Source organism: Comamonas piscis (assembly GCF_014109725.1).
Lineage (GTDB): Bacteria > Pseudomonadota > Gammaproteobacteria > Burkholderiales > Burkholderiaceae_C > Comamonas > Comamonas piscis.
In genome coordinates this window covers 2,919,383-2,938,323 of the sequence record NZ_CP058554.1, presented here as the reverse complement: position 1 = coordinate 2,938,323, position 18,941 = coordinate 2,919,383, and the positions used below count along the sequence as shown (strand labels likewise).

Sequence of the window (18,941 nt, the reverse complement as noted above, 5' to 3'; positions counted from 1 at the left end):
CTGATTTCAACGACAAGTCCCGCCTACAACCGCACAAGGCCTTGACCTACCTAGCCTCAAGCACCCTTTGACTGCCAACACGGTCGGCCAGCGCGCCCGTTTGCGCTCGTCTGGCACAGCCCGCTATGCCCCCCAGGGCCCTGGGCCAAGCCCAAGGCGGCGATAATCGAGCCCATTCATGATTACGCTGAAAAACATTACCCTGCGCCGCGGCACCAAAGTGCTGCTTGACGGCGTCACCACCACCATCAATCCGGGCGAATCCGTGGGCCTGGTCGGCCGCAACGGCGCGGGCAAGTCGACCTTGTTTGCGCTGCTGAACGGCTCGCTGATGGAAGACGGTGGCGATTTCCACATCCCCACCCAGTGGCGCATGGGCCAGGTGTCCCAGCACATGCCCGAAACCGATGAATCGGCCACCCAGTTTGTGCTGGAAGGCGATACCCGCCTGGTCGAGGTGCAGGCCCAGCTGGAAGCGGCTGAGCTGTCGGGCGATGGCATGGCCCTCGCCCAGGCCTATGCCGATCTGGCCGATGCAGGTGCCCACGATGCCGTGCCTCGCGCGCAGGCGCTGATTTTGGGCCTGGGCTTCAAGGTGCAAGAGCTGGAGCATCCGGTCAACAGCTTCTCGGGCGGTTGGCGCATGCGCCTGCAGCTGGCCCGCGCACTGATGTGCCCGAGCGACCTGCTGCTGCTCGACGAACCGACCAACCACTTGGACTTGGACGCCCTGGTCTGGCTCGAAGCCTGGCTCAAGCGCTACCCCGGCACGCTGATCACCATCAGCCACGACCGCGAATTTCTCGATGCGGTGACCAATGTCACCCTGCAAATCCAGACCGGCCAGCTGACGCGCTACGGCGGCAACTACAGCCGCTTTGAAGAACTGCGCGCCCAGCAGCTGGAACTGCAACAGGCCAGCTTTGCCAAGCAGCAAGAGAAGATGGCCCACCTGCAGAAGTTCATTGACCGCTTCAAGGCCAAGGCCAGCAAGGCCAAGCAGGCACAAAGCCGGGTCAAGCAGCTGGACCGCATGGAAAAGATTGCACCCGTACTGGCCGAAGCTGATTTCACCTTCGAGTTCAAGGAACCGGCCAACCTGCCCAACCCGATGCTGGCCATCAGCGATGCCGCTTTTGGCTACCAGAACGAGGACGGCGAACAGACCACCATCTTGCAAGCGGTCAACCGCTCGGTGCTGGCAGGCCAGCGCATCGGCATTCTGGGTGCCAACGGCCAGGGCAAATCGACCCTGGTGAAGACCATTGCCCGCGAAATGAAGGCGCTGGCCGGTACCGTGACGGAGGGCAAGGGCCTCAACATCGGCTACTTTGCGCAGCAGGAGCTGGACGTGCTTCGCCCCAGCGAGAACCCGCTGGAGCACATGATCCGCCTGGCCCGCGAAATGGGCAGCGAAGGCAATAGCGGGCGCGAGCAGGACTTGCGCAGCTTCCTGGGCACCTTCAACTTCAGCGGCGACATGGTCAAGCAGGCCGTGGGCAGCATGAGCGGTGGAGAAAAAGCCCGCCTGGTGCTGGCCATGATCGTCTGGCAGCGCCCCAACCTGCTGCTGCTCGATGAGCCTACCAACCACTTGGATCTGGCGACCCGTGAAGCGCTGGCCATGGCCTTGAACGACTTTGACGGCACCGTCATGCTGGTCAGCCATGACCGCCATCTGCTGCGCGCCGTCTGCGAGGACTTCTGGATGGTCGGCCGGGGCCAGGTCGGCCCCTTCGATGGCGACCTGGACGACTACCAGCGCTACCTGCTGGACGAATCCAAGCGCCTGCGCGAAGAAGCGCGCCAAGCCGATCTGCAATCGCGCAGCAAGGATGCGGCGCCCGCACCAGCACCCGTTGCCGCGCCGGTGGCCGCCCCGGTTGCAGCACCCGTGCCAGCGCCTGCCCCCGCCAAGACAGAACCGCTGGGTGACCCCAAGGAAGCGCGACGCCTTGCAGCACTGGCCCGCCAGCAACTGGCCGACAAGACCAAGCCCTTCAAGAAAGAGCTGGAGCAAATCGACAAGAAGCTGCCCCAGCTCAACGCGCAGCGCGATGCGCTGGAAGCCAAGCTCGCCACCGCGGGCCTGTCCAGCACCGACATTGTCGAAGCCGGCAAGCAGCTGAGCGCCGCCAATGGCGAGATCGAGCAGCTCGAAGAGCGCTGGCTGGAGCTGTCTGAGCAGATCGAGGCGATCAGCCAGGAGCTGAACGCCACCGCTTAAACGGCCTGTGCTGAGACCCATGCAACGCATCATCCGCAGCCAAGACTTTACCGCTGAGCGCCCTTGGGGCGCCCAGGACATTGCCCAGATGAATGGCACCAGCGTCCGCCTGCACTGGACGGACCAGCCCTACATCTGGCATGTCAACGACGGCGAAGAAGTGTTTGCGGTGATGCAGGGCACCGTCGTGATGCACTGGCGAGAAGCAGGCGAGGAGAAGCAGGCCCAACTCAACGCTGGCGATATCTTCTACGCCGGCGTGGGCTGCGAGCATGTGGCCCACCCGCAGGGCGAGGCGCGGATTCTGGTGGTTGAAAAAGCAGGCAGTCTGTAGCGCTGCCTGATCGCTCTCAACAAACTGCCTACTGTTCCTTCTCCTGCAGCAAGCGCCACATCACCTTGCCGCTGCCGCTTTTGGGCAACTGTTCCACCAGCTGCACCACACGCGGCGCCTTGTACACCGCCATGTGCTCGCGGCACCAGTCGATGATGTCCTGCGCGCTGACGAGGCCCTGCTGGCCCTGGCGCAGCACCACCACCGCCTTGACGGTTTCGCCCCGGTAGTCATCCTTGGCGGCAATCACGCAGGCCTCCAGAATCGCGGGGTGGCGGTACATAAGGCTCTCGACCTCGGCCGGCCAGACCTTGTAGCCGCTGGCATTGATCATGCGCTTCAAGCGGTCGGTCAAAAAGAAATAGCCATAGGCATCGCGGTAGCCCAAATCCCCGGTGCGGAAAAATCGCTGACCGGCCACTTCGACAAAGCTGGCAGCGGTGGCGGCAGGCTGCTTCCAGTAGCCTTGCAGCACCTGCGGGCCCTGCACCACAATCTCGCCGACCTCGCCATCGGGTACCGGCAGCCAAGTCTCGGTATCGATCACCAGTGACTGCATGCCAATATGCGGCAGGCCCAGGCATTGCTGCTTGGGGTGCTCATAGGGGTTGGCATGGGAGGCGCCACAGGTCTCCGTCATGCCATAGCCTTCGATATAGTCCAGCCCCCAGACCTCCTTGACCCTTTGCGCCACCGACTGCGGCATGGCCGCGCCCCCACCGCCCATGTAGACGAGGCTGCGGGTGTCCATCTGCGCCAGCTTCGGGCTCGCCAACAGATCCACCACCATGGTCGGAATATTGGCCCAGTGCGTTACCCGCCAGCGCGCCATCAGCGCAGCCGCCAGTTGCCGGTCCCAGCGCGGCATGATCACCAAGGTAGCGCCGGCGCAAACCAGCACATGCATGATCGACACCATGCCGGTGATATGGAACATCGGCGCCACGACCAGATTCACGCTCTCCGTGCTTTGACGGCCCCAGAGTACGCCCGCCATCGCCGCATGCTGCACATGGCTGTGCGCATGGATGCAGCCCTTGGGCAGGCCGGTGGTGCCGCTGGTGTACGGCAGGATGGCCATATCGCTAGCGGAGACATCCAACGCGGGTGGCTCGGCTGCGCAGGCGACGGCATCCAGCCAGCGGCTGACGGTGGTGGTGCCCAGCAGCGCAGCGCCCGGCAAGGGCTGGGCACCCAGCAGCCACGGCGCCCAGGCAGGCGGAAAATCCGGCTGCGCCGCCGCATCGGCGGGCATGGTATCCGACAGGAGGCTGATGACCAGGTGCGCCAGTTGCTGGGCTGCCGGCAGGCTGGCACTGGCCTCGCACAGCGCAGCCGCCAAATCGGCCGTGGTGATAGCCAGGCGCGCATCGGCATCGCTGATGTAGTGGGCCAGCTCGGCGGCAGTGTTCATCGGGTTGACGGGCACCACCACCGCATTCGCACGCAGGATGGCGTAATGCGCCAGCACCAGCTGCGGGCAGTTCTGCATCAGCAAGATGACACGGTCGCCCTTGCGCACGCCCTGCTGGTACAAGTGCGCGGCCAGGCGCTCGGTCTGTGCACACATCTGGCTATAGCTGATGGTCTGGTCAAAAAACACCAGCGCCGCATGGTCCGGATAGCGCCGGGCGTTGATGGCCAGGTTGTCCCAGACCGAGGTGGCCGGCAAGGTCAGGCGCCGGGGCACGCGGCCTGGCCATTGGGGTGATGTGGCGAAAAGAGCGGCGGATGCAGGCAGGTCTGCAGCAGGATTCATAGCGGGTCCCGGACATTCAAAGCGAGGTCCAGGCCAGTATGCCCAGCGGCCCGGGCTCAGCCCCGTCGCTTAGGGGACCGGCGAGCCCGGCTGTGCCCTGCCTTGCATCTGCACCCGGTGCAGCACCACGTGCCAGCGCTGGGCGGCCGCTGCAAGCTGCGCCTGCTCAGCACCCGGCGCTGCCTGGCGCCAGGCGATATCGGCCATTACCGCGTCCTGCCACATCTGCGCCTGCTGCTCCACCTGGGCCTGCCGGAACTGGGCCAGCAAGGCCGCTGGCGATGCGGCGAGCGTATAGGCATAGGGATTGATGCCATGGCGCCAAAAGCGCCACTGCAGTAGCAGCGCCTCGCGGGTCACCGCCCGGCCTTGCAGCCGCTGCCAATGGTGAAAAGCCTCATGCGCCAACCATCCTGCAATCAGCGGCTCATCCAGGCGCAAACACTGCCGGGGGTCCGCGCCTGAAAAGCAGCGAGCCGGCATCGACAAAAACCCGCCATTGAACGACAGGGCCCGCCGCGTATCGCCCAGCCGGCGCAAATGCAGCCGCATGCGCCTCCAGGCAGGGTGCGGCACTTCCGCAAAGTAGCGCGTCAGCATCGCCCATTCCTCTGGCGTCAAAGGCCGGGACCAGAAGGCTGCTCGCAGAGCGGAGCGGCGCCATAGCGCCCTCAACATGTCCAAGGGTACCCACTGGCACTGGCAGCCATCGCCCCGAGCCATACACCCATTCCCCTTGCTCCAGGCTGATGGTTAACACCGATCCAATGCATCGGCAATAAATTGGATACTGAATACATATTCCAGTTTTGTATCGCTAGATTGATTAAAAATATGGGGATTTTTGTAGCGTAAGTCTATTTTTATACGTGTATTGGTATTTTCTGTATACAAGGAGTGGGTTTATGAAGTTCATGTTTCGCCGCCGTGCTGCCCTCACCGCCGCCTTGGTGCTGGCCTGGATGCCGGTGTCCCAAGCCCAGGCGCAGACCCCGCACAAGGTACGTTATGAGGAGGTGGTGCGTTCCGTGCTCTATGTTCCCATGTATGTGGGCATCCAGAAAGGGATGTTCAAGGACGCCGGCATAGAGATGAGCATGAAAACCTCGCAGGGCACCGACAAAGGCATGGCCGCCCTGCTCTCGGGCAGCGCCGATATTGTGCTGATTGGACCCGAGGCCTCTATCTATGTCGCCAACAGCGAATCGCCGATAAAGCCCGTGGTGTTTGCCGGGCTCACCGCCACCGATGGCTTCTTGCTAATGGGCCGCAAGCCCGAGCCCAACTTTGACTGGAAGCAGCTCAAGGGCAGCAAGATCATGTCCTTCCGCCCCGGCTCCAACCCCGACATCTTTCTGGAAGCGGCCCTGCGCAAAAAGGGCCTGGACCCGAAAAAAGACGTGACCCTGGTCAGCAACATCGGCCCAGCAGCGCGCACCGGCGCCTGGCTGGCGGGTCAGAACGACTACGCCACCTTTCTGGAGCCCGAGGCCAGCAGCCTGGAGAAACAAGGCAAGGCCTTCACCTTGGGCGCCGTAGGCAAAGAAGTGGGCATGGTCGACTACACCGTGTTCACCACGACAGACGCCTACCTGAAAAAAAACCGCGCCGCTGTGCAAGCCTGGACCCAGGCGGTAGCCAAGGCCCAACAGTACACCGCCGCTGCACCGGCGGCTGAGCTGGCCGATCTGGTGGGCAGCTATTTCACGGGCCTGAGCAAGGCCGAGCTCGTCAGCGCCATTGAGCGCTACCAGCAACTGCAGCTGTGGAAGAAAACGCCGATGGTGGAAAAGCAAGCGATGGACCAGCTCCAGGACATGCTGGTGCAAGGCGGCGTGCTGGAGGCGGGCAAGAAAGTCGACTACGCCCGCTTTGTTGATATGGGCCTGGTGCAGAACCTGGCGCAGAAATAAGGAGCGCCACATGAACCACCCCTACCGCGTCCATGTCGACAATGTCTCGCTGCGCTACTTCACGCCCCAGGGCGAAACCCAGGCGCTGCAAAACATCAACCTCTCGGTCAAGGCCGGCGAGTTTATCAGCCTGATCGGCCAGTCGGGCTGCGGCAAAAGCACCCTGCTGTCGATTCTGGCGGGCATCTTGCCACCCTCCAGCGGCACGGTGCTGGTCGATGGCCAAACCATCGTCGGCCCCAACCCGCGCATTGGCTACATGCTGCAGCAGGACTACCTGTTTGAGTGGCGCACCATCCTTGAGAACACCTTGCTGGGCGCGCAGATCCAGAACAAGGACCTGGCCGCCGCTGAAAAGCGCGCCACCCAGCTTTTGCACAAATGCGGCATGGGCGACTACCTGCACCACTACCCGCGCCAATTGTCGGGCGGCATGCGCCAGCGTGTGGCGCTGGCCCGCACCCTGGTCACCAACCCGGATGTGGTGCTGCTGGATGAGCCCTTCTCCGCGCTCGATTCGCAAACCCGCTTGTCGATTGCCGATGAGGTGGTCGATGTGCTGCGCGATGAGGGCAAATCGGTGATCCTGGTCACCCATGACATTGGCGAGGCGATTGCGATGACCGACCGCGTCATCGTGCTCTCGCGCCGCCCAGGCCGCATCAAATCGGTGCACCACATGGCCTTTCCGTCGCAAGGCGGCAAGCGGCCCACGCCTTTTGAGGCGCGAGGCTGCCCCGAATTCAACGACTATTTCAACGTGCTGTGGGATGAGATCGATGCCCACGTGGAAGGCTAAGCATGAGCAGCGTGATGAACTCCTCAACCACGGCCGCCCCGGCCACCCCCGATACCCGCAGCCCGGAATACCGCCAATGGCTGGCCCAAATCCAGCGCCGCAAACGCCTGGTGGCGCTGAGCCGGGCAGGCCTTTTGCTGGCGTTCCTGCTGGTCTGGGAACTGCTGGCCCGCAGCCACATTCTCAACCCCATGCTCACCAGCTACCCCTCTGCCGTGCTGCCCACCTTGGTTGATCTAGCACGGACAGGCGACCTGCTGGGCCATACCTGGGTCACCTTCAAAGCCACGGTGATCGGCTTTGTCATCAGCATGCTGCTGGGCATTGGCATGGCCGCCATGCTGTGGTGGAGCAGCTTTTTGAAGAAGGTGCTCGATCCCTTCCTCGTGATCGCCAATGCCATGCCCAAGATCGCCTTTGTGCCCATCTTCTACATCTGGCTGGGCTCGGAAAACTCGGTTTACGGCATGGCCGTCGCCATCTCGCTGTTCATCACCATCATGGTGGTCTACGAGGGCTTTCAGGCGATTGACCCCAACAAGATCAAGCTGGCCACCACCCTGGGCGCCAGCAAGTTCCAGGTGATGAAGTACGTGGTGTTTCCGGGCAGCGTGCCAGCGGTGATTGCCGCGATCAAGATGAACATCGGCCTGTCGCTGATCGGCGTGATCGTCGGGGAGTTCCAGTCCTCCAGCGCCGGTCTGGGCTTTTTGATTGTCAATGGCAGCCAGGTGTTCAAGCTCAATGTGGTGATGGCCTCCATCGTCGTGCTGGCCCTGCTGTCCGCGGTCATGTACATGGCCGTTACCCGCCTGGAGAGAAGCGTGCAGCACCGCTACGCCTGAGCCCTGTTCACGCCCCCATTACAAGAAACGACACCCCCATGCAGTTTGAACCCTGGATTGAAGAACGCGTGCTGGCCCGCCAAGGCGTGCTGCACCCCTATGACACGCTCGACGCCGCCACGACTGCCTTTGTCATCGTGGACCTGCAGAACTACTACACCCAGCCGGGCTACCAAGGCGAATGCGCGCCCGCCCGCGCCATCTTTGACAAGGTCAACCAGCTGGCCGCCGCGATGCGTGCCAAAGGCGGCAAGGTCATATGGATCAAGACCAGCGCCGATGGCGCCGACCAGTTCTGGTCCCACCACCACCGCCATATGCTGACCCCCGAGCGCAGTGCGCGCCGGTTGCTGGAGCTGGGCAGCGGCCACGCCGGCTTTGCGATGCCGCCAGCGCTTGATGTGCAGTCGGGCGATCTCACGGTCGTCAAGCGCTGCTACAGCGCGTTGGCCCCCGGCGCTTCGGACCTGGATGCCGTCCTCAAGGCCCATGGCCTGCTCACCGTGCTGATCGGCGGCACCGTCACCAATGTCTGCTGCGAATCGACCGCGCGCGACGCGATGATGCTGGACTACGCCACCATCATGGTGGACGACGCGCTCGCCGCCGTCACGCCCTATGAGCATGTACACAGCTTGAACAACTGGATGCTGTTCTTTGGCGATGTGCTGACGGTGGACGAGGTGGTGGAGCGTCTGGTCTGACGACGAAAAACCGGCCATGTTGCGCAAGGCAGCATGGCCGGTCGTTACGTAGTCCTTACTGTTGAAGCTGCTGCCAAACCTTATCCAGCCGCTTGCTGCTGACCGGGTAAGGCGTGCGCAGTTCCTGCGCGAAAAAGCTCACCCTTAGCTCTTCCAGCATCCAGCGGTACTCCTGCATGCGCGCATCGACCTGGCCTTTGCGCTCTGCGACCAGGCGCCAGTAGCGCTGCTCCAGCGGCTGCAGCTCTTTGAGCTTGGTGGCATCGCGCGCGGGGTCGGCCCGGTACTTGTCGAGGCGCGCGGTGATCGCCTTCAAATAGCGCGCATAGTGGCCCAGCTGGGCCCAGGGCGCGATGGCGATAAAGTTCTTGGGCACCAGTTTTTGCAGCTGCTGCTGGGCATCGGCCGTTGCCTCCGGCGCATTCTTGGTGTCCTTGATCTTGCGCACGGCCGCCATGTACTCCTGCAGCACGCTGCTGGCCATGCGCGCAACCTCGTTGGCGATCAAGGTCAGGCGCCCGCGCCCGTCCTGCACCCGCTGCTTGAACTGCTCAGCATCGGCGGGCAGCGGGTCTTGCAGAAAAGCCCGGTCAATCGCCACATTGATGATCTGCTCGCGCAGCTCTTCCTGTGTGCCCAGCGGCATATAGCCCACCGCCATCTTCTGCAGATCGGGAATGTTCTTTTCCAGGTACTTGAGCGCATCGCGGATCTGCAGCGCAAACAGGCGCCGCAGGCCCAGCGCGTGGCGGCTCGCTGCCACCTCGGGCTCGTCAAACACCTCGATCCCCACCCCCGTGCCATGGTCGATCAACGCCGGAAAACCGATCAAGGTCTGGTTGCCTTGCTTGATCTCCATCAGCTCGGGCAAGGCGCCAAAGCCCCAATCGGTCCAGCGCTGGTCGGCCGCATGGGCGGGGGTTTTGCTTTTGCTCGGGGCTGCAGGGCTGCCGGCTGCTGCTGCCTTGCCGCTGGCCTTGCTGGGCGCGGTGGCCTGCGGTGCTGGCGTCTCAAAGGCCTCTAACTCCGGCGCCAGTTTCAGCCCCGCCAGCGCCTGGAAGGCGCCCCGCGCCTTCGCGCCCCACTGGGCCTTCAAGGCACCCAGGTTGCGGCCCTGGCCCAGCTGGCGGCCATGCTCGTCGGTGATGCGGAAGTTCATGAACAGGTGCGGGCTGAGCATGTCGAGCTTGAAGTCGGCCCGCTTGATGTCCAGCGAGGTCTCATCGCGCGTCTGCTTGAGCAGCGCCTCCACCAGGCTGCCGGCGCCAAAGCGCTCGGCACTGCCCAGCAGCTCGGTCAGGCGCTGGGCATTCTCGGCCAGCGGCACAAAGCGGCTGCGCGGGCGCTGGGGCAGGCTTTTGAGCAAGGCCTGGATCTTGTCCTTGAGCATGCCCGGCACCAGCCATTCGGCGCGCTCCTCGCTCACCTGGTTGAGCACAAACAGCGGCACATTCACGGTCACGCCATCGCGCGGGTCACCGGGCTGGTGCAAATAGGTGGCCGTGCAATCCACGCCGCCCATCTTGATGATTTTGGGGAACGCCGCCGTGGTGATGCCAGCCGCCTCATGGCGCATCAACTCGTCGCGCGACAGGCGCAGCAGATCGGGGTTGTGCGCGCTCTCGTCCTTGACCCAGCGCTCCAGCGCCCGGCCGGTGCAAATGTCTTGCGGAATCTGCTGGTCGTAGAACGCATAGATCAGCGCATCGTCCACCAGCACGTCCTGGCGGCGGCTTTTGTGCTCCAGCTCCTCGACCTTGGCAATCAGCTTCTGGTTGGCCTGCAAAAATGGCAGACGCGTCTCCCAGTCGCCCTCGACCAGCGCCTGGCGGATAAAGATATCGCGCGCGCCCTGCGGGTCGATCTTGCCGTAGCTGATGCGGCGCTGGCTGTAGACCACCAGGCCATACAAGGTGGCGCGCTCGTAAGCCGCTACCTCGCCCTGCTTTTTCTCCCAGTGCGGATCGAGCAATTGCTTGCGCAGCAGATGCGCGCCCACTTGCTCCAGCCACTGCGGCTCAATGGCGGCAATGCCCCGGCCGTAAAGGCGTGAGGTCTCGACCAGCTCGGCCGCCACAATCCAGCGGCCGGGTTTTTTGGACAAATGCGCGCCGGGGTGCGGATGGAAACGGATGCCGCGCGCACCCAGGTAGCCCTCGCCCTCCTCGGTCTTGAAGCCGATATTGCCCAGCAGGCCCGAGAGCATGGACAGGTGTACCGCCTCATAGCCGGCGGGCTCCACATTCATTGGCCAGCGCTGCTCCTTCACCACCGTCAGCAGCTGCGAATGGATATCGCGCCACTCGCGCACCCGGCGGATATTGATAAAGTTCTGGCGCAGCAGCTGCTCCCACTGGCGGTTGCTCAGCTTGTGGCTGGCATCGTCCACCACGCTGTCCTGCGGCGTAAAGGCGGCCAGCGGCGCGGCGGTATCAATGGCCGCGGTGGCACCGGTGCTGCGCTGGGCCACCGGCAAAAAGGAGGCATTGCGGCCGGTCGCCAAGCCCTTGGCGGGCGCCGACTGCAAGGCCATGTCCTTGCGGGTCTTCGCCACCACCTTGCCACCGCGCGCATCCTGCAGCCATTTCCACAACCGCAGGTAGCCGCTGAACTCGCTCTTCTCGTCGTCAAACTTGGCATGCTGCTGGTCGGCCTGCTGCTGGGCTTCCAGCGGCCGGTCGCGCACATTCTGCACGCTCAGCGCCGAGGCAATCACCAGCACCTCGGCCAGTGCGCCGCGCTCGCGGGCCTCAACAATCATGCGCGCCACACGCGGATCGAGCGGCAGGCGTGACAAGGCCTGGCCCATTGGCAACAAAACGCCCTGCTCATCCACCGCACCCAGCTCCGCCAAGAGCTGGTAGCCATCGGCAATGGCGCGGCCAGAGGGCGCTTCCAGAAACGGGAAGTTCACCACATCGCCCAGGTGCAGCGACTTCATGCGCAGGATGACGCCGGCCAAGGACGAGCGCAGGATTTCTGGATCGGTAAAGGGGCTGCGCGACTGGAAATCGGCCTCGTCATAGAGGCGAATGCAGATGCCGTTGGCCACGCGGCCGCAGCGGCCAGCACGCTGGTTGGCCGCTGCCTGGCTGACCGGCTCGACCAGCAACTGCTCGACCTTGCTGCGGAAGGAATAGCGCTTGACCCGGGCCGTGCCGGTATCGATCACATAGCGGATGCCCGGCACCGTGAGCGAGGTCTCGGCCACATTGGTGGCCAGCACAATGCGCCGGCCGGTATGGCCTTCAAAGATGCGGTCCTGCTCGGCCTGCGACAGGCGCGAGAACAAGGGCAGCACCTCGGCATTGCGCAGCACCGGCGAATGCTGCAGGTGCTTGCGCAGATGGTCGGCCGCCTCGCGGATCTCACGCTCGCCCGGCAGAAAAATCAGAATGTCGCCGCCAGCGGCGCCCGACCACAGCTCATCAACGCCATCGGCAATCGCATCGTTGAGGTCGTAGTCCTTGGCGTCTTCAAACGGGCGGTAGCGCATCTCCACCGGGAAAGTGCGGCCCGAAACCATGATCACCGGGGCCGGGCCTTCGGGGCCGGCAAAGTGCCTGGCAAAGCGGTCGGCATCAATGGTGGCCGAGGTGACCACCACCTTCAGATCCGGCCGCTTGGGCAGCAGCTGGCGCAGGTAGCCCAGCAAAAAGTCGATATTGAGGCTGCGCTCATGGGCCTCGTCAATGATCAGCGTGTCGTACTGCTTGAGCAGCGGGTCGGTCTGCGTCTCGGCCAGCAAGATACCGTCGGTCATCAGCTTGACGGAGGCGTCCTTGGACAGCCGATCCTGAAAACGCACCTTGTAGCCCACTACATCGCCCAGCGGCGTCTGCAGCTCTTCGGCAATGCGTTTGGCTACGCTGCTGGCTGCAATCCGGCGGGGCTGCGTGTGGCCGATCAGGTGGCCGCGCACCTCGCCTTTTTCATTCGGGGTGGCATTGGCCTTGCCCCGGCCCAGGGCCAACGCAATCTTGGGCAGCTGGGTGGTTTTGCCCGATCCGGTCTCGCCGCAGACGATGATGACCTGGTGGCGGTCCATGGCCTCCATGATTTCATCACGGCGGGCGGAAACTGGCAGGGATTCGGGAAACGTAATCTTGAGCGACATAGGGGCAGCATTATCCCCGCAGCGGGCAGCCAGCGGTTGTGAGGCTGCAACAACGCCTTGGCCCCGCGCAGGCTTTGGCCCTCAATCGCTGCTGCCGCCGCCCCCGCAGCTGCTACCACTGCAACTGCTGCCGCTGCAACTGGATGCGCCACTGCCGCTGTCCGCACTGCTGCTTGCGCCATCCGCATCATGGCTATGGCCATGGCTGCCGCTGTCGTCTCGGTGGCTGCTGTTGTCGCTGCTGCTGGTACCGCTGGACGTACTGTCGCCGCTGGTGCTGGCCCCGGCGCTGGCCTGCGCAAATGCCGCAGCCCATTGGCCCAGCAACTCGGGCGGGTAGAGCCAACCGCCGTCGATCTCGGCAGCCGCATCCAGCGCAAACAGCAGCGGGATGCCGCCCAACAGCGCCCCCACCATATAACGCCGGGTGTGCATCGCCGCATTCCAGCTCGGCTGCATATGTGCGGCCTGGTTCTGCGAACCTTCACCGCTGGATGCTTGCGCAGGCAGGTGGTGGAACATATGCCCAAAGGCCTGCTGGCAAAACTGCTGGTAGCGCCGGGTATCCAGAATAAAGGCGTGCCAGAGCGCATCGGCCAGGCGCGATGGCATCTGCAGCTGCGCACCCGGCGCCAGCCAGTGCATGATGAAAAACTGGCGCAGCGCCTCTTCGGCTTGCGCCAGGCTGGCGTTGTTCAGCTGCGGGTAATCTCGCCACAGCGCCTTGCGGTAGGGCGTATCAAAGCGGTACTGCTGCAAAAAACGCAGTTGCCGGCGTTTGCGCAGCACGCGCCAGCCCAGCAGGGCCAGGCCGAGCGCAATGATGGCGAGAAGGATCGGAAACATCATTGCCACCCAGCGCCAAGGTGGGCGCCATAGGCGGCAGGAACGCCATCAAGCCTTGGGTGTGGGTACATCTATGGCCTCCCCAATCGCATAGAAATGGCCGCCTGCCACATAGTGCAAGGTGCGCAGCGCCTGCGGGGCGGTTTCAAAATGCCAGTGGCCGTCGCGGAACACCCGGTCGTCGGCCCAGGCCCCGGTGACCTCGCCAATGAACAGGTCATAGCTTTGCTGGTTGTGGGGCTCGGGCACCAGCCGGCATTCCAGCCAGGCGGCGCAGCCAGCTACCAGAGGTGTTTGTTGACCCGGTGCATCAAACAGCTGCACACCGGATTCGGCCAGCTTTCCCGGCTGCTGCAGCGCGCTGATGCTGCCCAGCTCCACCGTCAAGGCGGCGATGGGTACAGTGGGCAGCTGCAGCGCAAAGCGGCCGCTGGCCTCCACCAGCGCGCGGGTGCGGGTGGCCTTGTCCAGCACCACCGTCACCTTGGGCGGCGTAAAGTCCAGCGCGCAGGCCCAAGCGGCGGCCATCACATTGCGCTCGCCGGCATGCGCGGCGGACACCAGCACCGTAGGCCCGTGGTTGAGCAGGCGGTAGGCTTTTTCCAGCGCCACGGGTTGGAAATGGGAGTCGGTGCTGCCAGAAATCAGGTCCATAGGGGCGGTCTGCAAATACAAAATGCCCCCATTGTGCACGGCCTGGCAGGACGCGGCCGTTTCGCTTAATCGATGCGGATCTGCGCGGCCTTCACCACCCGTGCCCATTTGTCGATCTCGGCCTGCAGGCGCTGTGCCATCTCTTCGGGCGTGCCGGGGTCGGCCTCAGCGCCGGCGACATACAAGCGCTGACGCACTTCCTGCGCGCGCATTACCTGGTTGAAATCGGCATTGACCTTGGCAACAATCTCCTTGGGCGTGCCAGCAGGCGCAAACAAGGCCGCCCAGGAATAGGCCTCGTAGCCGGCCAGGCCCTGCTCGGCAATGGTCGGCACCTCGGGCATCAAGGCCGAGCGCTTGGGGCTGGCAACGCCCAGCACCCGCACCTTGCCGCTCTTGATATGGCCAATGGCAGTAGGCGCATCGCTGAACATCATCGCCACCTGGCCGCCCAGCACATCGGTCATGGCCGGGGCGCTGCCCTTGTAGGGAATGTGCAGCAGCTTGGTGCCCGCATGCATATTGAACAGCTCGCCCGCCAGGTGGGTGCCGCCGCCATTGCCCGACGAGGCAAAGGCCAGGTTGCTGCCCGGCTTTTTGGCGAGCGCAATCAGCTCCTGGACATTCTTGGCCGGCACGCTGGGGTTGACCACCAGGAACACCGGGAACATCGCTGCAAAGCTGACCGGCACAAAGTCCTTCTGGATGTCATAACTCAGCTTGGGGTGGAGCGAGGGGTTGACCGAATGGTGGATCGCGCCGACAAACAGGCTGTAGCCATCGGCCGGTTGGCGCGACGCCATCTCGGCGCCAATGATGCCGCCACCGCCCGCGCGGTTGTCGATAAAGGTGGCCTGGCCCCAGAGCTGGCCCAGCGGCTGCGCAAACGCGCGCGCCGTGGTATCGACCGGCCCGCCGGGCGGGAAGGGAACGATGAACTTCACCTGCTTGTTGGGATAGTCAGCCGCGTGCGCAGCTCCCGAATGCAGCAGCGGCAGCCCGGCGGCCAGCGGCGCGGCGCCCAGTGCCAGCATCTGGCGGCGGTTGATGGTGGTCATGCTTGTCTCCTGGCTCTTATTTGGCAAAACCGCCATCATCGGCCCCGCGCCGCCGTTTGCCCACACCTGCGCCGTTTGTGATTGCGAAACCACCACTTTGTGCCAGCAAAAATGGCCAGGCGGCCACTGATGGATTTTTCCCATGGCTACAAGGGCAAATCTGCAGCCAACTGCATGCAGCGGCGCCATGTTTGTATAACAATAGCGGCAGCCGCAAACCGCCGATCTGGCGTGCTTCTAGGAAATACCCCACCCCCACCCCCCATGTCCGCTGTATTCAATTTCACCTTTGTGCCCTGGTTCCGTTCGGTGGCACCTTATATCCATAAGTTTCGCAACCAGACCTTTGTAGTGGGCGTGACAGGTGAGGCGATTGCCGCAGGCAAGCTGCAATCGATTGCCCAGGATCTGGCCTTGATCCAGGCGCTGGGCGTGAAGATCGTGCTGGTCCATGGTTTCCGACCCCAGGTGAATGAGCAGTTGGCCGCCAAAGGCCATGCACCGCGCTACTCGCATGGCATCCGGGTGACCGATTCGGTCGCGCTGGATTGCGCGCAAGAGGCCGCCGGCCAGCTGCGCTTTGAGATTGAGGCCGCTTTTAGCCAGGGCCTGCCCAACACCCCGATGGCCGGCGCCACCGTGCGCGTGATCTCCGGCAACTTCGTCACCGCCCGCCCTGTTGGCATTGTCGACGGCGTGGATTTCATGCACTCGGGCCTGGTGCGCAAGGTCGATGTGGGCGGTATCCACCGCACCTTGGACATGGGCGCGATGGTGCTGGTCTCGCCATTTGGCTTCTCGCCCACCGGCGAGGCCTTCAACCTGAGCATGGAAGAAGTGGCCACGCGCGTCGCGATTGAGCTGAAGGCCGACAAGCTGATGTTTTTGACCGAAGTGGCCGGCATCCGCCTGAACCCGCTCGAAGCCGAAGGCGAAGACAACCCGGTGGACACCGAGCTGCCGCTGGACGTGGCGCAAAAACTGCTGGCCCAGTTGCCGCCCGCCACCTTGCCGACGGACGTCGGCTTCTACCTGCAGCACTGTGTGAAGGCCTGCAAGGAAGGCGTGGAGCGCAGCCACATTCTGCCGTTTGCCACCGATGGCGCGCTGCTGCTCGAAGTCTATGTCCACGACGGCATCGGCACCATGGTGATCGATGAGCGCCTGGAAGAGCTGCGCGAGGCCAAGCCCGATGATGTCGGCGGCATTTTGCAGCTGATCGAGCCGTTTGAGAAAGACGGCACCCTGGTCAAACGCAGCCGTACCGAGATCGAGCGCGATATCTCCGCCTACACTATCATCGAGCACGATGGCGTGATCTTTGGCTGCGCCGCGCTCTACCCCTACCCGGAGGCAGGCACGGCCGAGATGGCCGCCGTCACCGTATCGCCGCAAAGCCAGGGCACGGGCGATGGCGAAAAACTGCTCAAGCGCATCGAGCAGCGGGCCAGGGCCACCGGGCTGAAGAGCATTTTTGTGCTGACCACCCGCACCATGCACTGGTTCCTCAAACGTGGCTTTCAGCCGGTGGACCCGGAATGGCTGCCCGAGCAGCGCAAGGCCAAGTACAACTGGAGCCGCAAGAGCCAGGTGCTGGTCAAGTACCTGTGATCGTTCGGCCTTGAAGCCCCACGCAAAACTGCCCCTGACAAGGGGCAGTTCAACTTGGGACGGGCCTTTTAGCCCCAGAGCTTGACCACCTCGGCGGCCACCTGGGCCAGCGCCGCATCACGCGCCTTGGGCTCGGGCTTGCATTCAGTCAGATAGCTGGTCACCAAGATCGGCGTCGCAGCACCTGGCGCCCAGAGCAGACCCACATCATTGCGCGTGCCGGGGCCCGAGCCGGTCTTGTCAGCCACCTTCCAGCCTTTGGCGCCTGCGCGCAAGCAGTTATCACCGGTGGTATTGGCCAGCATCCAGCCCAGCAACTTCTCCCGGCTGGCGGGGCTCAGCGCCTTGCCCAGGGTCAGCGCACGCATGCTGGTCAGCATCGCCAATGGGCTGGTCGTATCGCGTACATCGCCGGGCTTGGATTCGCTCATCGCTGGCTCGATGCGGTCCAGGCGTGTGACTGCATCGCCCAGGCTGCGCATATAGGCGCTGAATCCTGCCGGGCCACCCACCCTTTCCAGCAGCAGGTTAGCGGCACCGTTGTCGCTGATCGTGACGATCGCGTCGCAGAGTGCATCGACCGTCATGGGGGCCTTGCCGGCAAACTTCTCGGTCACCGGCGAGTACTCCACCAAAGCGGAACGGCCGAACGTCACCGACGCATCCAACCGTTCCTGGCCCGCATCCACCCGGGACAGCACCTGGCCCGCCAGCAGCATCTTGAAGGTGCTGCACATCGGAAAGCGCTCCTCCTGTCGCCAGCCCAGCGCCTGGCCCGTCATGATATTGAGCAGCGACACCCCCAAGCGACCGCCCACCGATCGCTCCAGCGTCTTCATCGCCTTGGCAAACTGGCGCTCGGCCTGGGGGTCTGCCGATGGCGCAGCGGCCCAGGCGCGCGATGAGGTGGCGATCATGCTGGCCGCACCCATAGTCAAGAAAAACTTTCTTCTGTACATGGCTTTCATTCCTTAAAATTCGTGGATATGCAAAGAACAGGCGTAAATTTACCCAGATCCTCGGGCTTTGACCAACGATGAAATCCTGGAAAAAACAAAAGAAAAACTTATAGCTTATGCACCTGCCTTTGAACGCCCTGCGCGCTTTTGATGCCGCCGCACGCCACCTCAACCTGACCCGAGCGGCGCTTGAACTGCATGTGACCCAGGCCGCCATCAGCCAGCACATTCGGCAGCTGGAAGAGCAACTGGGAAAGCCGCTGTTTCGCCGTTTACCCCGCGGCCTGGCCCTGACCGACGAAGGCCAGGCGCTGGTGCCGGTGGTGGCCCAGGCCTTTGGCAACCTGTCGCGGGCCTTGGCGCAAGTGCAAGACAAGCGGCCGCATGAGGTGCTGTCCGTCGGGGTAGTAGGCACCTTTGCGGTGGGCTGGCTGCTGCCCCGGCTGCGCGCCTTCCAGGAGGCCCATGCCTTTGTCGATCTGCGCCTGTTCACCCACAACAACCGGGTGGACCTGGCGGGCGAGGGCTGGGATTGCGCGATCCGCTTTGGCGATGGCGCCTGGCATGGCACGGCGGCCCGGCAGCTGCTGCAGGCGCCGCTAACACCGATGTGCGCGCCAGCCATCGCCGCCCGAATCCAGCAACCCGCCGACCTGGCGCATGAAACCTTGCTGCGCTCCTACCGCACCGGCGAATGGGAGCAGTGGTTTGCCCATACCCAGCAAGCCTGCCCCAGCCTGCGCGGCACTGTTTTTGATTCATCGTTGACCTTGGCGGAGGCAGCGGCCCAGGGCCTGGGCGTGGCGCTGTTGCCTTTGCGCCTGTTCTCTCGCGACCTGCAAGCGGGCCGCCTGGTGGCGCCGTTGACGCAAACCTTGGACACCGGCAGCTATTGGCTCACCCAGCTGAAATCACGCAGCCCCACGTTGGCGATGCAGACCTTCGAGCACTGGCTGCTGGAGCAATGCGGGCAAGCACCGCACGGTGGCTAGCGCGGCATCGCTGTAAAAAGCGCCAGCTGGGTTCTCTCCTACACGCGGCCCGGCCCTTGTCAGACAATTTGTAAGCAGCGCCCCGCCTAGGATGTAAAGTAACAACGCGTTCTTGTAAAACAA

At 63.7% G+C, this 18,941-nt stretch carries 15 protein-coding genes; 8 read left to right on the top strand and 7 right to left on the bottom strand.

The window, feature by feature from the left end; translation table 11 throughout:
- The first annotated feature begins 178 nt into the window (after positions 1 to 178).
- Both HS961_RS13230 and HS961_RS13225 read left to right on the top strand, forming a co-directional pair.
- Positions 179 to 2,227 (top strand): ABC-F family ATP-binding cassette domain-containing protein, encoded by a 2,049-nt coding sequence (locus HS961_RS13230; protein ID WP_182322658.1) that lies wholly within the window; start codon positions 179 to 181, stop codon positions 2,225 to 2,227.
- A gap of 19 nt (positions 2,228 to 2,246) precedes the next feature.
- On the top strand, positions 2,247 to 2,561 hold the full coding sequence (locus HS961_RS13225; RefSeq protein WP_182322656.1) for a cupin: 315 nt from the start codon (positions 2,247 to 2,249) through the stop codon (positions 2,559 to 2,561).
- 28 nt (positions 2,562 to 2,589) lie between these two features.
- On the opposite strand, the gene HS961_RS13220 is transcribed toward HS961_RS13225, so the two are convergent.
- Entirely contained in the window at positions 2,590 to 4,320 is a 1,731-nt protein-coding gene (locus HS961_RS13220) for a long-chain-fatty-acid--CoA ligase (RefSeq protein ID WP_182322653.1), read from the bottom strand.
- 69 nt (positions 4,321 to 4,389) lie between these two features.
- Positions 4,390 to 4,920 (bottom strand): hypothetical protein, encoded by a 531-nt coding sequence (locus tag HS961_RS13215; RefSeq protein WP_182322651.1) that lies wholly within the window; start codon positions 4,918 to 4,920, stop codon positions 4,390 to 4,392.
- Between the two features lie 305 nt (positions 4,921 to 5,225).
- Between HS961_RS13215 and HS961_RS13210 the strand changes: the two genes are divergently transcribed.
- From HS961_RS13210 to HS961_RS13195, 4 genes are read left to right on the top strand one after another with little or no spacing between them, the layout of a single operon-like run.
- Positions 5,226 to 6,233 (top strand): ABC transporter substrate-binding protein, encoded by a 1,008-nt coding sequence (locus HS961_RS13210; RefSeq protein WP_182322648.1) that lies wholly within the window; start codon positions 5,226 to 5,228, stop codon positions 6,231 to 6,233.
- 10 nt (positions 6,234 to 6,243) lie between these two features.
- The gene (locus HS961_RS13205; RefSeq protein WP_182322646.1) at positions 6,244 to 7,032 is read left to right on the top strand and encodes an ABC transporter ATP-binding protein; all 789 of its coding nucleotides are present in this window, start codon (positions 6,244 to 6,246) and stop codon (positions 7,030 to 7,032) included.
- A gap of 14 nt (positions 7,033 to 7,046) precedes the next feature.
- Positions 7,047 to 7,877 (top strand): ABC transporter permease, encoded by an 831-nt coding sequence (locus tag HS961_RS13200; RefSeq protein ID WP_182322644.1) that lies wholly within the window; start codon positions 7,047 to 7,049, stop codon positions 7,875 to 7,877.
- Positions 7,878 to 7,915: 38 nt separating this feature from the next.
- Positions 7,916 to 8,581: an isochorismatase family cysteine hydrolase gene (locus HS961_RS13195; protein WP_182322643.1), complete on the top strand. Its 666-nt coding sequence runs from the start codon at positions 7,916 to 7,918 to the stop codon at positions 8,579 to 8,581.
- A gap of 55 nt (positions 8,582 to 8,636) precedes the next feature.
- Here HS961_RS13195 and hrpA read toward each other — a convergent pair whose 3' ends face one another.
- The 4 genes from hrpA to HS961_RS13175 all read right to left on the bottom strand — a co-directional run bounded on the left by hrpA (position 8,637) and on the right by HS961_RS13175 (position 15,256).
- Complete coding sequence (hrpA, locus tag HS961_RS13190; protein ID WP_182322641.1) at positions 8,637 to 12,698, bottom strand: ATP-dependent RNA helicase HrpA; 4,062 nt, start codon at positions 12,696 to 12,698, stop codon at positions 8,637 to 8,639.
- An 81-nt stretch (positions 12,699 to 12,779) separates the two neighbouring features.
- On the bottom strand, positions 12,780 to 13,544 hold the full coding sequence (locus HS961_RS13185; RefSeq protein ID WP_182322639.1) for a glycine-rich domain-containing protein: 765 nt from the start codon (positions 13,542 to 13,544) through the stop codon (positions 12,780 to 12,782).
- Between the two features lie 48 nt (positions 13,545 to 13,592).
- Positions 13,593 to 14,198, bottom strand: coding sequence for a flavin reductase family protein (locus HS961_RS13180; RefSeq protein WP_182322637.1), 606 nt, complete (start codon positions 14,196 to 14,198; stop codon positions 13,593 to 13,595).
- A gap of 65 nt (positions 14,199 to 14,263) precedes the next feature.
- Positions 14,264 to 15,256, bottom strand: a complete 993-nt coding sequence (locus tag HS961_RS13175) for a tripartite tricarboxylate transporter substrate binding protein (protein WP_238347596.1) — start codon at positions 15,254 to 15,256, stop codon at positions 14,264 to 14,266.
- Between the two features lie 264 nt (positions 15,257 to 15,520).
- Here HS961_RS13175 and argA point away from each other — a divergent pair, with 264 nt between their 5' ends.
- The gene (argA, locus tag HS961_RS13170) at positions 15,521 to 16,867 is read left to right on the top strand and encodes an amino-acid N-acetyltransferase (RefSeq protein ID WP_182322633.1); all 1,347 of its coding nucleotides are present in this window, start codon (positions 15,521 to 15,523) and stop codon (positions 16,865 to 16,867) included.
- Positions 16,868 to 16,935: 68 nt separating this feature from the next.
- Here the strand turns inward: argA and bla are convergent, their stop codons facing one another.
- Complete coding sequence (bla, locus tag HS961_RS13165; RefSeq protein ID WP_182322631.1) at positions 16,936 to 17,826, bottom strand: class A beta-lactamase; 891 nt, start codon at positions 17,824 to 17,826, stop codon at positions 16,936 to 16,938.
- Positions 17,827 to 17,942: 116 nt separating this feature from the next.
- On the opposite strand from bla, the gene HS961_RS13160 reads away from it, so the two are divergent.
- Positions 17,943 to 18,818: a LysR family transcriptional regulator gene (locus tag HS961_RS13160; protein ID WP_182322629.1), complete on the top strand. Its 876-nt coding sequence runs from the start codon at positions 17,943 to 17,945 to the stop codon at positions 18,816 to 18,818.
- Positions 18,819 to 18,941 lie beyond the last annotated feature (123 nt).